Origin of the sequence: Paenibacillus sp. MMO-58 (assembly GCF_037146255.1) — a bacterium.
GTDB lineage: Bacteria > Bacillota > Bacilli > Paenibacillales > Paenibacillaceae > Pristimantibacillus.
The window spans coordinates 732,649-747,121 of record NZ_JBBCVY010000001.1 but is presented as its reverse complement, the minus strand read 5'-3'; the positions used below and the strand labels follow the sequence as shown (position 1 = coordinate 747,121).

General features: G+C 50.2%; 13 protein-coding genes. 1 reads left to right on the top strand and 12 read right to left on the bottom strand.

Annotated elements, in window-relative coordinates:
- Positions 1–18 precede the first annotated feature (18 nt).
- From dnaK to gpr, 9 genes are all read right to left on the bottom strand, one after another.
- Positions 19–1,863, bottom strand: coding sequence for a molecular chaperone DnaK (gene dnaK, locus WFJ73_RS03310; protein ID WP_336771698.1), 1,845 nt, complete (start codon positions 1,861–1,863; stop codon positions 19–21).
- A 62-nt stretch (positions 1,864–1,925) separates the two neighbouring features.
- Positions 1,926–2,465, bottom strand: a complete 540-nt coding sequence (gene grpE / locus WFJ73_RS03305; RefSeq protein ID WP_336771697.1) for a nucleotide exchange factor GrpE — start codon at positions 2,463–2,465, stop codon at positions 1,926–1,928.
- 336 nt (positions 2,466–2,801) lie between these two features.
- Positions 2,802–3,827 carry a heat-inducible transcriptional repressor HrcA gene (gene hrcA, locus WFJ73_RS03300; protein WP_336771696.1) on the bottom strand — a complete coding sequence of 342 codons (1,026 nt, stop codon included), beginning with the start codon at positions 3,825–3,827 and terminating at the stop codon, positions 2,802–2,804.
- 180 nt (positions 3,828–4,007) lie between these two features.
- Positions 4,008–4,487 carry an N-acetyltransferase gene (locus WFJ73_RS03295; RefSeq protein WP_336771695.1) on the bottom strand — a complete coding sequence of 160 codons (480 nt, stop codon included), beginning with the start codon at positions 4,485–4,487 and terminating at the stop codon, positions 4,008–4,010.
- Between the two features lie 89 nt (positions 4,488–4,576).
- A complete protein-coding gene (gene hemW, locus WFJ73_RS03290) occupies positions 4,577–5,755 on the bottom strand; it encodes a radical SAM family heme chaperone HemW (RefSeq protein ID WP_336771694.1) in 1,179 nt (392 codons plus the stop codon).
- A 307-nt stretch (positions 5,756–6,062) separates the two neighbouring features.
- On the bottom strand, positions 6,063–7,880 hold the full coding sequence (gene lepA, locus WFJ73_RS03285) for a translation elongation factor 4 (protein WP_015843803.1): 1,818 nt from the start codon (positions 7,878–7,880) through the stop codon (positions 6,063–6,065).
- Between the two features lie 98 nt (positions 7,881–7,978).
- The gene (locus WFJ73_RS03280) at positions 7,979–8,407 is read right to left on the bottom strand and encodes a hypothetical protein (RefSeq protein WP_336771693.1); all 429 of its coding nucleotides are present in this window, start codon (positions 8,405–8,407) and stop codon (positions 7,979–7,981) included.
- Between the two features lie 61 nt (positions 8,408–8,468).
- A complete protein-coding gene (locus tag WFJ73_RS03275; RefSeq protein ID WP_336771692.1) occupies positions 8,469–9,725 on the bottom strand; it encodes a stage II sporulation protein P in 1,257 nt (418 codons plus the stop codon).
- Positions 9,726–9,908: 183 nt separating this feature from the next.
- Entirely contained in the window at positions 9,909–10,916 is a 1,008-nt protein-coding gene (gpr, locus tag WFJ73_RS03270; protein ID WP_336771691.1) for a GPR endopeptidase, read from the bottom strand.
- Positions 10,917–11,131: 215 nt separating this feature from the next.
- Between gpr and rpsT the strand changes: the two genes are divergently transcribed.
- Entirely contained in the window at positions 11,132–11,404 is a 273-nt protein-coding gene (gene rpsT / locus WFJ73_RS03265) for a 30S ribosomal protein S20 (RefSeq protein ID WP_127496425.1), read from the top strand.
- An 81-nt stretch (positions 11,405–11,485) separates the two neighbouring features.
- Here the strand turns inward: rpsT and holA are convergent, their stop codons facing one another.
- The 3 genes from holA to WFJ73_RS03250 form a co-directional block, all read right to left on the bottom strand.
- The gene (gene holA, locus WFJ73_RS03260) at positions 11,486–12,511 is read right to left on the bottom strand and encodes a DNA polymerase III subunit delta (RefSeq protein WP_336771690.1); all 1,026 of its coding nucleotides are present in this window, start codon (positions 12,509–12,511) and stop codon (positions 11,486–11,488) included.
- Positions 12,512–12,757: 246 nt separating this feature from the next.
- On the bottom strand, positions 12,758–13,831 hold the full coding sequence (locus WFJ73_RS03255) for an anti-sigma factor family protein (RefSeq protein ID WP_336771689.1): 1,074 nt from the start codon (positions 13,829–13,831) through the stop codon (positions 12,758–12,760).
- Positions 13,828–14,376, bottom strand: a complete 549-nt coding sequence (locus WFJ73_RS03250; protein WP_015843796.1) for an RNA polymerase sigma factor — start codon at positions 14,374–14,376, stop codon at positions 13,828–13,830. Before WFJ73_RS03250 ends, WFJ73_RS03255 begins: the two co-directional genes overlap by 4 nt.
- Positions 14,377–14,473 lie beyond the last annotated feature (97 nt).

Sequence of the window (14,473 nt, the reverse complement as noted above, 5' to 3'; positions counted from 1 at the left end):
CCCATTACAAGTTAAGTCTTATTTCTTGTTTTCGTCAACTACTTCATAGTCAGCGTCAACAACATTGTCTTTGCCGCGAGCGCCTGCATCGGCTGCTTCAGCGCCTGCTTCCGGGCCGCCTTGAGCAGCTTGAGCTTGCTCATACAGCTTCACGGACAGCTGTTGCACGATCTCAGTCAGCTCTTCCGTAGCTTTCGTAATTTGCTCCAGATCGTCCGTTGCTACCGCGCTTGTTACTTTCTCTTTCGCTGCGTTAGCTTTCTCGATCTCGGAAGCATCTACTTTATCGCCCAGATCCTTCAATGTTTTGTCAACCGAGTAAACGAGTTGGTCTGCGCTGTTTTTCGCTTCAACAAGCTCGCGGCGTTTGCGGTCTTCTTCCGCGTTCAGCTCGGCATCCTTCATCATTTGCTCGATTTCTGCCTCGCTTAGACCGCCCGAGGAAGTGATCGTAATTTTTTGGCTTTTGCCTGTGCCTTTATCAAGAGCGGATACGTTAACGATACCGTTCGCATCGATGTCGAAAGTAACTTCGATTTGCGGCACGCCGCGCGGTGCGAGAGGAATATCGTTCAGCGTGAAGCGGCCAAGCGTTTTGTTGCCGGCAGCCATTTGACGCTCGCCTTGCAGAACGTGAATTTCAACTCCCGGTTGGTTATCCGCGTAAGTGGAGAACACTTGGGATTTGCTTGTAGGAATCGTTGTATTGCGGTCAATCATCTTCGTGAAGACGCCGCCTGCAGTCTCGATACCAAGGGACAGCGGAGTTACGTCAAGCAATACCACGTCTTTAACGTCTCCAGTCAATACGCCGGCTTGAACCGCTGCGCCGAGGGCAACGACTTCATCCGGGTTAACGCCTTTGTGCGGCTCTTTGCCGATCAGCTTCTTAACGGCTTCTTGAACGGCAGGGATACGAGTCGAACCGCCGACAAGAACAACTTTATCGATTTGATTCACGGAGAGACCGGAATCACTCAGAGCTTGACGCGTAGGAGCGAGGGAACGTTCAACCAAATGAGCGGACAATTCTTCGAATTTCGCGCGAGTCAGGTTAAGCTCCAAGTGCTGTGGAACGCCGTCAGCCATTGTGATAAACGGAAGCGAGATCGTCGTCGACATTACGCCGGACAGATCTTTTTTCGCTTTTTCGGCAGCGTCTTTCAAACGTTGAACAGCCGCTTTGTCTTTGGACAGGTCAACGCCTTGCTCTTTCTTGAATTCAGCTACGAGGTAGTCGATGATAACTTGGTCAAAGTCATCGCCGCCAAGCTTGTTGTCGCCGCTGGTTGCTTTAACTTCGAAGAAGCCGTCGCCCAGTTCAAGGATCGAGACGTCGAATGTACCGCCGCCAAGGTCATAGACGAGGATTGTTTGGTCTTCTGTTTTCTCAAGACCGTAAGCCAGCGCTGCGGCTGTTGGCTCATTTACGATACGAAGAACTTCAAGTCCTGCGATTTTGCCCGCGTCTTTCGTAGCTTGGCGCTGGCTGTCGTTGAAGTAAGCCGGAACGGTAATAACCGCTTGCGTAACGGATTGGCCCAGATACGCTTCCGCATCGGATTTCAGTTTTTGCAAAATAATAGCCGAGATTTCTTGAGCCGTATATTCTTTGCCGTCAATAACTTCTTTATGGTTTGTACCCATATGACGTTTGATCGACATTACCGTACGGTCAGGATTCGTGATGGCTTGGCGTTTCGCAGTCTCGCCGACGATACGCTCGCCGTCCTTTTTGAAGCCTACAACGGATGGCGTTGTACGGTTGCCTTCCGGATTCGGGATAACGACAGCTTCGCCGCCTTCCATTACAGCAACACAAGAGTTTGTAGTACCAAGGTCAATACCGATAACTTTACTCATCGCAAGTTCCTCCTAAATATCATTTTTATTTCTTATTTAAATTCCGGTTACCGGAAAGGGGATTAGCCGCTAACTTTAACCATTGCGGGGCGCAGAACGCGCTCCTTCAGGATATAGCCCTTCTGAACTTCTTCTACGATGATGCCTTCTTCATGCTCATCCGACTCCACTGTCATAATCGCTTGGTGGAATTCGGGATTAAACGGCTCGCCAACAGCATCCATTGCTTTCAAGCCTTCTTGCTGCAACGTTTGTTCCAGCTGACGGAAGATCATGTCGACGCCTTTGGCAAGAGCTTCAAAATCCTGATTCGAGGAAGCCGCAGCAACAGCGCGCTCGAAGTTATCGACAACCGGAAGCAGCTGCCCGATCAGCTTCATCGAAGCGTATTGCGCAAGATCTTCCTTTTCCTTTTGCGTACGACGGCGGAAGTTATCGAAATCCGCTTGTGCGCGTAAGTATCGTTGTTGATTCTCTTCAGCCAGCTTTGTCAGTTCTTCGATGCGCGGATCTTCTTGCGCTCCGCTCTCTTCCTGCTGCTCTGTTTGTTGTTCTTCTATAACTTCGTCAATTGTTTCGTTATGTTGGTCGTTACTCACCATATTCACCTCCTTAAAAGAATTGCCATGCTTTTGGGCAATTCTTGCTTCGTAAGCATAAGCTTAAAGAATTGCGAAGCAATTCAACTGGCGGTTTCAGTGCCAGTTGAGTACGCGCCACAAGCGCGTAAAATATGTTGCCTTTGCTCTTTCGCTGCGGTGCTGCGCGCCGGGCGCGGGAGAGCGGGGTATTGCCTGAAGAGCGTGAGCGCTCGCCTTTGAAAACGGGAATATTCCGCAGGAATCTAATCCACATTCCCGTTTTCAACAGCGACGGAAGGCAATACCCCGCTCGTACGCGCACAAGCCCACAGCACCCGCCCAAATAGCATCAGCAGCCTATTTATAGAAGCGGCCCAATATATGGGCCATATCCTTCGAAATCACGTCAAGAAGCGTAATGACTTTCCCGTATTCCATGCGTGTCGGTCCAAGAATGCCAATGGTGCCAAGCGACTGGCCGTCTATCTGATACGTAGCCGTAATCAAGCTGCAATTCGCGATTGCCTCATGGTCATTTTCTGTTCCAATCCGAACTTGTATACCCGACGGAGCGGCGGAAATCATTTTCATCACGGTAGGCGTTTCGTCCAGCAAATCCAGAATCGTTTTCACCTTGTCGACGTCTTTGAATTCCGGCTGCGTAAGCATATTCGTGGTTCCGCTGAGGAACACACGCTGCTCCGTATCGTTAGAGAGCGCGCTGTCCAGGATGCCCAGCACTTCCTCGCAATGGTCAACGTAACGCTCAAGCTCCTGCCCTACCTCGGCGTACAGCTTCGACTTCAGCCGCACGAGCGGAATGCCAACCAGCTTGGCGTTCAGGATGTTGACGATCTTCTCCATCTCATCCATGCGGATGCCCGGGGGAACCGTAATGGTCCGGTTTTCCACATGGCCGGTATTGGTTACGATAATCGCAACCGCCGTCGACTCGTCCAGGGGCACCAGGTTGAAATGCTTCAGCGAGTTGCTGAACATCTCTGGCCCAAGCAAAATCGAGGTGTAATTCGTTAGGTTGGACAAAATCATCGCGGCATGCTGGATAACCTGCTCCATCTGAATCATTTTCTCGGAGAAAAAGGAATGAGCCTGCTTCAAATCGGTTTCATTTATTTCATTCAGCTTCACGAGATGATCAACGTAATAACGATAACCTTTGGTTGATGGAATACGTCCCGCCGATGTATGCGGCTGCTCGAGGAAACCAAGCTCCTCCAGGTCGGCCATTTCGTTACGGATCGTTGCAGGACTAAAGGCGACATCGCCGCGCTTCGATATGCTCCTGGAACCAACAGGCTCAGCCGAACGGATATAGTCGTCTACAATTGCATTCAGTATCATTCGTTGCCGTTCAGTCAACATTCGCATCCCTCCAAAACGTTTATCGGATCTTCTCGTTAGCACTCATTAGACCCGAGTGCTAATCATTAATACAAAAATACCAAACCACCTTAAGCATTGTCAAGTCGGTTGCCTTTTTTCAGGCCTATGTCCTTCGATAAAAAATAAAAAGGCCAGGCATTAAGCCTGACCCTACACATTTTAATTTAACGTTTTGAGTACGGCGATCTCGTCGCACGCATGCTGCTTCGGACAGTTCACGCAGTCTTTCCAAACCTTTTCCGGAAAAATCTCTTTCTCCACAACGGTAAATCCGTTACGCAAAAAGAAATTTACGGCGTACGTAAGCGCCATGATTTTGGGAATCTGTTGCTCTCTGGCTTGCTGGACCAGAAAATCGACCAGCTTGTTGCCGATTTTAAGACCTCTGTATTCCTGAGACATGCCGAGGGAGCGAATCTCTACAAGATCCTGCCCAAGCCGCAGCAAGGAGCCGCAGCCGACAACCTTATCCCCGATCTCCGCAACGACAAACGTATCAATCTGACGCAATAACGTTTCCCGGGTGCGGGGCAGCATGATTCCCTGTTCCGCATAGCCTTTAATGAGTTCGTACAAAGTTTCCACATCTTCCGGTGCTGCTTTTCTGCAAACTACCGTTACCTGTTCCGTTGCCTCCATGCTGCTTCGCCTCCACCCGGTGCATATAAATTCTATTGAATAAATATACAGCATGTCGCATGTTTTCTCAAGAACTATTTTTCCGAATTTTAGCCAGCGGCTTCTTCCTCTAAACCGATAAACGAACCGAATACATCGTTGCCGAAAAGAACGCCTTTATCGGTCAATTTGTATACGGTATCGCCTTCCTCAAGGACCTTCTCGAGCAGTCCGTCTTTAAGAAGCTTCTCAATGATTGGGCCAAACTTATCCTCCAGCTTCTGCCCCTCGAATTGAGCGGCATAATCGGATACTCGCACGCCCTTGAGCAGTCGCAGTCCTACCATCATGAAGTCCTCCATTGCTTCGTACTCCGGAACAACGTTTTCTTCAAGACGCGGAAGCTTTGTTTTTGTATAGTCGATAAAAGGCTGTACGCCTTTCACATTCACATGGCGGAGGCCGCGGGCATAACCATGAGCTCCGGCTCCAAGCCCGTAATAAGGCTCGTTGCGCCAATAAGTCGAATTATGTCTGCTTTCATGCCCCGGCTTGGCAAAGTTGCTGATCTCGTAATGAACATAACCCGCATGCTTCAGCCGGTCCATAAGCAAGGTATACATATTAAACTCTTCGTCTTCCGGAGGAAGAGGCAGCTCATCGCGTTGATACAGCTTGTGGAACAGCGTATTTTCCTCCACCTTCAGGCTGTAAAGCGAATAATGCGGCAGATCAAGCGCCAATGCCTTATTAACGCTGTCCTCCAGCATCTCAACCGTCTGCTTCGGCAGTCCGAACATCAAGTCAATCGACAGATTCGTAAAGCCTGCGGCACGGGCATTTTCCAGACTGCGGTATACATCGTCTACATTATGAATGCGCCCAATACGCTCCAGCAGCCCGTTATCAAACGATTGTACGCCAAAGCTGATCCGATTCACTCCGCCGGCAAACATAGCAGCAAGCTTTTCGGGGTCGGTCGTGCCCGGGTTTGCTTCCATCGTAAATTCCACATCGTCAGCAAGCGGAAAATACTTTTTCACCGAATCGAGAAAACGTTCCATCTGAGGCGGCGTCAATACCGTAGGAGTACCTCCTCCTACAAATACCGTATCGATTCTCTCCGGCGGTATTTGAGCAACCGTGAGCGCCATCTCCCTCTCCAAAGCGTCGAGATATTCGTCGACAGGCTGTCCCTTTAATACATACGAAGTAAAATCGCAATAATGACACTTGTTCGTGCAGAACGGGATATGAATGTAAAGCGCCTTTGGCGCGTAATTAATCATTGTAATTTCCTCCTAAAAGAATCGCTTAGCAATTCGTAAGCGATCACTATTTCCCCTAATAAAAAATCGACAGGACCAAGGAGGCAAGCTCCTTAGTCCTGTCTAGATTATTGTCAAGTGTGCTGCATGGGGTAAAGGGTATCTCGTGGAGGAGCGAAGCGCCCGCCTTTGCTGCATTTTTTTCTTCCGATTAAACATAATTCAGGAAAAAAATCAGCAACAGCGGCTGTAACGAGATACCCTGTCCCCTATGCCGTCCGCTCACTTTGTGCAATATTTCTACGACAGGCTAAGAAGCAGCCCGCTCTTAGTCCTCGTCGATTTTCAGCACCGCCATGAAGGCCTCTTGAGGCACCTCTACGCTGCCGACCTGCTTCATCCGCTTCTTGCCTTCCTTCTGCTTGTCGAGAAGCTTCCGTTTACGGCTGATGTCGCCGCCGTAACATTTGGCAAGAACGTTTTTGCGCATTGCTTTAACGGTCTCGCGCGCAATAACCTTCGTCCCGATCGAAGCCTGTACCGGCACCTCGAACATTTGGCGCGGGATCAGCTCTTTCATCTTCTGGCAGATTACGCGTCCGCGCTGGTAAGCACGATCGCGGTGAACGATAACGGACAAAGCGTCGACCTGCTCGTTGTTCAGCATAATATCCATCTTCACCAGATTGGATCTGCGGTAGCCCGACAGCTCGTAATCAAACGAAGCGTAGCCTTTGGTGCTCGATTTCAGCTGGTCGAAGAAGTCGTATACAATCTCCGAGAGCGGAATTTCGTACGTAAGAGTAACACGGTTCGTATCCAGGTACTCCATGTTCACGAACTCGCCGCGTTTGCCTTGGCACAGCTCCATGATGGCGCCTACATAGTCGTTAGGCACGATGACCGAAGCCTTTACGTAAGGCTCCTCTACAAATTCCAGCTTGCCCGCTTCCGGATAGTTGGACGGATTATCAATCTCCATGACCGTTCCGTTCGTCAGCGTAACGCGGTAGATAACGCTTGGCGCTGTTGTAATAAGCGGAATATTGAACTCGCGTTCAATACGCTCCTGGATAATCTCCATGTGCAGGAGGCCAAGGAAGCCGCATCGGAAGCCAAAGCCCAACGCCGTCGAGGTTTCCGGCTCGTAACGAAGCGACGCATCGTTAAGCTCAAGCTTCTCGAGTGCTTCGCGCAGATCGTTATAGTCCTGCGTCTCGATTGGATACAGGCCGCAATAAACCATCGGGTTGATTTTGCGGTAACCAGGCAAAGCCTCCGGAGCCGGACGCTTCGCTTCCGTTACCGTATCGCCGACACGCGTATCTTTTACGTTCTTGATGCCGGCAACAACAAAACCTACGTCACCAACGGCAAGCTCGTCCACAATACCCATCCGGGGCTTAAATGCGCCAACCTCGATAACTTCAAACTCGGCGCCGGTCGCCATAAAGCGAATCTTCTTGCCGGCCTGAATGCTGCCGTCGATAACGCGCACATACACGATAACGCCTTTGTACGGGTCGTAGTGCGAGTCGAAAATAAGCGCTTTAAGCGGTTCATCCGGATTACCGGTTGGAGCCGGCACCTTCTGTACCACTTGCTCCAAAATTTCTTTAATGCCGATCCCTGCTTTTGCCGAAGCCAGAACCGCGTCGCTTGCATCCAGACCGATAACATCCTCGATCTCTTGCTTTACGCGCTCAGGCTCTGCGCTTGGCAGGTCGATTTTATTAATAACCGGGAGAATCTCCAGGTTGTTGTCGAGTGCCAGATATACGTTGGCCAGCGTCTGCGCTTCAATGCCTTGTGCCGCATCGACAACCAGCAAAGCTCCTTCGCATGCCGCCATACTGCGGGATACTTCATACGTGAAATCGACATGCCCAGGCGTATCGATCAGGTTAAGTAAATATTCTTCGCCGTCGTCAGCCTTATAAGTGAGGCGAACAGCCTGCAGCTTAATGGTAATGCCGCGTTCCCGCTCCAAATCCATCTGGTCAAGAACCTGCTCCTGCATTTCACGCGAAGATAACGCTCCGGTAAACTCAAGAATACGGTCAGCGAGCGTCGACTTCCCGTGGTCAATATGTGCAATAATCGAGAAATTCCTAATTTTCTTTTGCCGGTCACGAACGTCTGTCATGCCTAACCCCCACACAATCCAATATAGCTAATCATTCTTTCCATTATATCAGCTATATGGTATACCAGCAATGCAGTAACGGCAAGATGCACGGCCGCCTATCCGGTAACCGAACCGAATAATGAAGCAATAAAGCGAATTCCGCTATTGGAGACGGACTGCAAAAGGCCGGCTGTTCCGTCCGCTACCTTATTCACCGTTGGTTCTCCGGAGTCCGAAGATATACCGGGAAGCCGTTCATGACGCGCGTTTTGCTCCGCGATTTTCCGCACTTCCTTCAATTCCTTCTGGAGCTCGGCGATTTTCCGGTCTGCTTCCGTGGATAATCCGCTGCTCTTCACGGTTGTTGTTTCTTCATCGGAGGCAGCCAGATTATATCGGTCGTCCTCCGAAATAACCGACGAAGAATTGTTTTTCTCGATCGGCCCGTATATACGCTCAATGCCTGTCGAAGACATTTCGATGCCGTACAACACGATAAATACAAGCACGCCTCCAAGCAAGATCCATTTAAATGCGCCTTTCATCTCTCTCCAGCCCCTTTTTAGTCAGGCGAGGCTGCCGCAGCAGCCTTCGCCCGAAGCTTGATTATTTTGAAGCGGACACTTTCTCAGCGTCCCAGTAAATATCCGCAATGACTTTTGCCAATACATCCGCTGTCCGGTAGCTCTCGGCCAACGTGTTGTCCACGCCGCCAATTTCGATCAATACGCTGTCTTCCGCAAGCGATTGGTTGTACTCGCCGTTGCCTGTCGCTGTAGTTTTGCCCAAGATGCCTCTGGAAAGACCGGGATATTGCTTCTCCAGAACGTCATGGATCTGGGTTGCGAATTCCGCGTTCTTTTTCCAGTTCGGATTCTTGTGTCCGATAATAAAATAGACCTGTGCGTAGCTTTTACCGTTAATATCCACGGTAGTGGTTTTGCGTCTGCCCGAATCCCGGTGGATGTCGAAGAAGAATTTCAGCTTTTTGTTGCTTGCGATAGCTTCCTGCACGGTTTTTTTCGAGTATTTGTATGAGTAGTTCCAATCGTAACCCGGCACCGTTGTTGGGTAATCCTCATCCGAATGCGTGGTGCCTACGCCCAGATCCTCAAGCTTCTCGGCGAGCCGCTCGCCTACCAGCGTAATATTTTTGGAAGCCGAGTTGGCATCTCCGTTCTTGTCCGCAATCTCCGGATACCAGGATTCCCGGCTATGCGAATGATAGATAAATACCACTTTGTCTTTACCCGTTGTATGCGTCCCGGCATCATCCGGAGTTGGCGTCGATGTTGGTTTCTCCGTAGGAGTTGGTGTCGATGTTGGCGGCTCCGGAGTATCTGCAGGCTCGTTGCCTCCGCCTGTATTGTCCGGACCATGGTCATCGCCATTTGTTGCGTCCGTATCATCGCCAGGTATCGGAATGTTGTCTTCCGGCCACACATTCGGCTGCGTTCCTACCCCTCCGCGTATCAGAAAAGAAGAATCCGCCCCCATGCCCGGAATCTCTCCGGCAATCAGGCTTCTTGGATCTCCCGGATTCACGTTTGTCATCAACCGGAGGATAAAGCTGCTGATCTGCGTACCAGACAACTCCTCGCCCGATTTCGTGCTCTTAAATTGAGGCATCTCCATCTCTAGCATATCCCCAAAAAAACCGCTTGAAACAGAAGCCGCGAAACCGGACATGGAAGACACCGGTGCAGCGAGCGAATGCTGCTGAGCCATTCCCGCAATACCTATCGCTACAAAAAACAGCATGGAGCTTATCGATAACACCGCAAAGGTTCTTCCCGTTACAAGCAGCCGGCGAATGCGTTTGCTCCCGCGTGTCAGATCAAACAACATGATGGTTTTTTTCATTTCGAGCTCTACCTCCCGCTTCTTCGTTGCTCAACTGTTACTAATCTATGAGACAAGAAGGTTTGATAGAACCAAATGAAATAATAGATGGAAGAGATTTGATAGATTAAGAGATTTGATAGATTTCTTATGTTTAAAAAAGCCCCTGAGGCTTTGGCGCGCCTCAAGGACTTTGGGAAAAATTCAATGCGTATAGGCGGCAACGTTATCGGTATCAACGGCCTCATGGAGGGAAGCATTTAAGCCGCTTGCGATAATGTTGGCGATATCTTCGATAAACTCGTCAATTTCTTTTGGCGTCACAAGCAGATCATGGCCCACCGGATTAAGCACCTCTTTGACAAGCTGCAGACGCTCGGCTTCGCCCATTTGGTTCATCAGACCGAATATTTGATCGTTATTGGCGTTGTTTGCGGCCATATGGTCTCTCATCAGCTCAATCGTATGGTTTACGATCGTGGAGGCGTACACTACCGTCGGAACGCCAATCGCAATAACCGGTATACCCAGAATTTCCTGCGTAAGACCTTTGCGTTTATTGCCGATACCCGAACCCGGATGAATGCCGATATCCGCAATCTGAATCGTTGTATTTACGCGGTCCAGTGATTTGGAAGCCAACGCATCAATCGCAATAATAACGTCGGGATGCGTTTTTTCCGCGATGCCCTGCACAATCTCGCTGGATTCGATACCGGTTATCCCGAGTACGCCGGGAGCTACTGCGCTAACCGCACGGTAACCCGGCGCAACCTGATCCGGCATCAGCTCGAAGAAGTGCCGCGTAACCATCACATTCTCTACGACGAGCGGTCCCAGCGCATCGGGCGTTACATTCCAGTTGCCCAGCCCGACAATAAGCACCTTTGCCGTCTTGCCTATGCCAATCCGTTCCAGGAACGTCTCGAAATGCTTGGCGAAATGCGTAGCGACACGATCCTGCAGCTCCGTATCCTGCTTGCGGAGGCCGGGAACCTCAATCGTGACATAACGGCCCAAAACTTTGCCGATCGCACGGGAGCCTTGCTCGTTCTGCACGTGCAGATGGGTAATCGTAATGCCATCATCTTCGGTTGTTTCCGAATGTATGCCCGGGATCGGGCCTCCCCCGCCAAGCTGCTCCGCGATTTCTTTAGCCTCAAGCGCCAGGTCGGTGCGAATGTTATATTGCTGCAAATCAAGTTCGGTCATCTAACCATTCTCCCTTCAAGCCATACCATTCTCTCCAGCTTATTGTTCGCAAGGGAGACAATTTCATACTTTTGCCCCAATGAGCAAAAATGGCAGGACAGGCTCGCTATTGCTTTTCATGAGAGTGCATGGTAATATATTTTAAGTTGTGTTACCTAGACTTACCGCGTACGCTTTTTGTTTGCTTACGCAAACTTTGTAGGAGGTGAAACTCGATGCCAAACATTAAATCCGCAATTAAACGCGTTAAAACGAGCGAAAAACGCCGCGCTTTGAACGCTTCCCAAAAATCCGCGCTTCGTACGGCTGTTAAATCTGCTGACCAAGCTATCGCTGGCACTGATGTAGAAGCAGCTAAAGCTGCTCTGGTCGCTGCAACGAAAAAATTGGACAAAGCGGTTACTAAAGGCCTGATTCATAAAAATGCGGCTTCCCGCAAAAAATCTCGTCTTGCTAAAAAGCTGAACGCTCTGTCGGCTCAAGCTTAATAAACCGCAAACAAATGAACGGCTTCGCTTATGCGAAGCCGTTTTTGATTTGTCATAATTCGTTTATCTGGCGCCTTGGCCTTACTGAACGCCAAGCGACAGGAGAAATAATTCCAATCCCAGCGTCTTATCGATAGCGCCTGTTTTCATTTTATAATCCAGATCCGCTATATCGCTAAGCAGCGCGCCAAGCCGTGCCACTTTAAATTTCTGGCTTTTCTCGGCGGCAAGCTTGACCGCATATGGATGAAGTCCGATCTGCCCCGCCATTTGCTGCGGAGAATACCGGTTCTGCTCCAGCTCCTTGATCTGAAGCATGATTCGAAGCTGTCTTGCGATTAACGCGGCAATCTTGATTGGCTCTTCCCTTCTGACGAGCAAGGCCCGGTAAAGCTTCAGCGAACGGTCAACCTGCAGACTTGCGATGGCATCCACCAGCGCAAATACATCCTCTTCAACGGTAGAGGCTGTCAGCAGCTCCGTCTCTTCAACGCCAATGACCCCGCCTTCACCGGCATGCAGGCATAGCTTGTCCACTTCAATCGCCAGCTGCTGCATATTAGCCCCGGTTCGCACTAGCAGAAGATCAGCCGCATCTGCCGTCATCGTCCGTTTCTGTTCCTCCGCGCGTTTGACAACCCAACGTCTCAGCTCCGCCGCGTCAAGCTCCTGAAAAGCGATTAGCGCATCGCGGTCCTTCAGCATCTTCACCAGCTTGCGCCGCTCGTCCAGCTTTTCGGCATTAATAATGAACAACATAACCGTTGTCTCCGACGGGATGTCCAAATAATGCTGCAGCCGATCCGTCTTATGATCCAGCTTGCCGCCTTCTTTGCCTCCGGCAGCAAACACAACCGAATCACGCACAATAACCAGCTTGCGCTCCACAAAGAAAGGCAGCGTCTCCGCTTCAAGCGCCGCTTCTTCAATCAGCGTCTCCGACGTATCGAACTTGACTACGCCGAGCTCACGCTCGTCCGGCGTAAACATTGCTTCCGTTAACGTCTCCGTAAATTGGCCGATCCGGTAGCGGTCTTTGCCGTATATCACATAAGCGGGACGGAACTTCCCCGCTTTAATTTCCTTTAACGCCTCTTTCGCTTCCATGCTTCATCTCTCCCCGTCTCTCCTGCATGCCTCGTACGGCATTCGCTGAACAGCAACAAAGGGATGGGCTTCTTAGGCCTCATCCCTTTGTCCCTGAACATCTATATAAACATCTGCAGGCAGGTCCATGGTACCGCCCTGTAGATGGTCATACTTTTGGTCAAGGCTCACGTTGACTTTTCATTTGTATATCATACGCAAATGAACGATAAAGTGTGCGAATATCAGCCGTAAAAATGTCTAGAATTAATGAGCCGCCTTCGATTCGGTTTTCGTTGCCAAGTCAATCGTGTAACGCTCCATGCCGCCGGATTCCAGCTGCACCTCATAGGTAATCTGCTTGCTGTCCTCCGACCATACGAGCGTGGCAACCTTGCCATTTCTGCGTTCGGAATCATAAACGGCATTCCCTGCATCGTCACCGTTCTTGTAAACATGGATCTGGTAACCAACTGCCTTGGCAATGTAGCTGCCGTTCGGAGAAGCGGCCTCGAGTGGAGCAGGCGCAAACCCGGCTATCCCCTGATTCGGCTCGCTGCCATCCCCGCTTCCTTGGCCAGGAGCGCTGACGGAAGGAACTTCGGTAGTCGAGGACCCTTTGTTGCCCGATGCGGGCTCGTTGCTGCCGCCGGAGCTGTTCCCTTGATTATCCGTGGTTCCGCCTGCTTCCGGTTCGGATGCGGCTATCCCCAGGTCTTCCTCCGTCGTCACATGGTAATCATCGTTGCCCGCTGAGTCAGCCGCGGATGCAGATTGATCCGGATCAATCGATTCCGTGTTTACGTGCGCTTTCCCGGTATCGTTGGCATAAGGCTGAACCTCTTTAAACTGTCTTTGCACTTCAGCTGAATTGGCGGAAGTATCCGCCGCAGCCGTTTGCACCTTATCGGCATCAAAGCTATGCGAAGACGACGGGAATAAACCTGCATTATAAGATACTAGGAATAATCCGGCTGCTACGCTCGCCGCAATAATTCCCGTTATCGCCCGGAAGCGCAGCTGATGCCGCTCTTTGACACGGCGCGTTGTTTGCTGCGTTGGCGCAGGAACGGCCACCGGAGCAATCTCTACCGCAGCCGCCTCCGGCTGCCGGAATGGAACAATTTCTTCGAGCTGAGGCAAAATAGCGTCTACTAGACTGTACTTTGGCATGACGTGAGGTAAATTCCCAAGCTCATCGGACAGTTTCTTCAGCCGCTCAAACATTGCTGCACAGTCCGGACAATGTCTCGTATGATTCATCAAGATCTCATATTCATGTTCATCCAAATCGCCGTCTAGCTGACGGTTCATGTATTCGATCACCTCTTGACAAGTCATCCCCGGACACCACCTTTCTGATAATCATGTAGTAAAGTTTGAAGCTGCTGCCTAGCTCGGAATAAGTAGGATTTGACCGTATTTAATGGCAGATCAAGCGAGTCAGCGATTTCGTTATAAGAGAAATCCTGCAAATACCGCAGTACAACTACTGCCCGGTGATGCTCCGGCAATTTATCGATTGCCTTGCGGATGTCTTGAACGGCGTAAGCCGACATAACCTCGTCCTCGACATTTTGTTTCTCCCGGAATACCATCTCATGCTCGTCTATTGATACGGTTGGCTTGCTTCTTCTAAACTTATCTATACAAATATTCGTTACAATACGTTGAATCCACGTTTTGAACTGGGCCTTCTCTTCGTAGGAGCCGATTTTCGTATATATGCGGATTAACGCTTCCTGCGCCGCATCCATCGCATCCTGTTCATTATTCAATATATAATAGGCTGTCCGGTAAACATGGGTTTCAATCTCTCGCAACAGAGTTATTAAAGCATCCCGATCTCCTGACTGAGCGGCTCTAATAAGGCCAGGCTCTACCACGAAGGATCCCCCTCTCTTGCAACCTCTCTGACGAGTGGGTTGCATAAATTGTTGCACATCTAAAATGAAAAACCTTTAATTTTTTAATTGAAAAAGT

What these genes read in the sequence shown, in the direction of transcription:
- dnaK (WP_336771698.1), bottom strand. Translation starts at nt 1,863, where the DNA reads ATGAGTAAAGTTATCGGTATTGACCTTGGTACTACAAACTCTTGTGTT.
- grpE (WP_336771697.1), bottom strand. Translation starts at nt 2,465, where the DNA reads ATGGTGAGTAACGACCAACATAACGAAACAATTGACGAAGTTATAGAA.
- hrcA (WP_336771696.1), bottom strand. Translation starts at nt 3,827, where the DNA reads ATGTTGACTGAACGGCAACGAATGATACTGAATGCAATTGTAGACGAC.
- WFJ73_RS03295 (WP_336771695.1), bottom strand. Translation starts at nt 4,487, where the DNA reads ATGGAGGCAACGGAACAGGTAACGGTAGTTTGCAGAAAAGCAGCACCG.
- hemW (WP_336771694.1), bottom strand. Translation starts at nt 5,755, where the DNA reads ATGATTAATTACGCGCCAAAGGCGCTTTACATTCATATCCCGTTCTGC.
- lepA (WP_015843803.1), bottom strand. Translation starts at nt 7,880, where the DNA reads ATGACAGACGTTCGTGACCGGCAAAAGAAAATTAGGAATTTCTCGATT.
- WFJ73_RS03280 (WP_336771693.1), bottom strand. Translation starts at nt 8,407, where the DNA reads ATGAAAGGCGCATTTAAATGGATCTTGCTTGGAGGCGTGCTTGTATTT.
- WFJ73_RS03275 (WP_336771692.1), bottom strand. Translation starts at nt 9,725, where the DNA reads ATGAAAAAAACCATCATGTTGTTTGATCTGACACGCGGGAGCAAACGC.
- gpr (WP_336771691.1), bottom strand. Translation starts at nt 10,916, where the DNA reads ATGACCGAACTTGATTTGCAGCAATATAACATTCGCACCGACCTGGCG.
- rpsT (WP_127496425.1), top strand. Translation starts at nt 11,132, where the DNA reads ATGCCAAACATTAAATCCGCAATTAAACGCGTTAAAACGAGCGAAAAA.
- holA (WP_336771690.1), bottom strand. Translation starts at nt 12,511, where the DNA reads ATGGAAGCGAAAGAGGCGTTAAAGGAAATTAAAGCGGGGAAGTTCCGT.
- WFJ73_RS03255 (WP_336771689.1), bottom strand. Translation starts at nt 13,831, where the DNA reads ATGACTTGTCAAGAGGTGATCGAATACATGAACCGTCAGCTAGACGGC.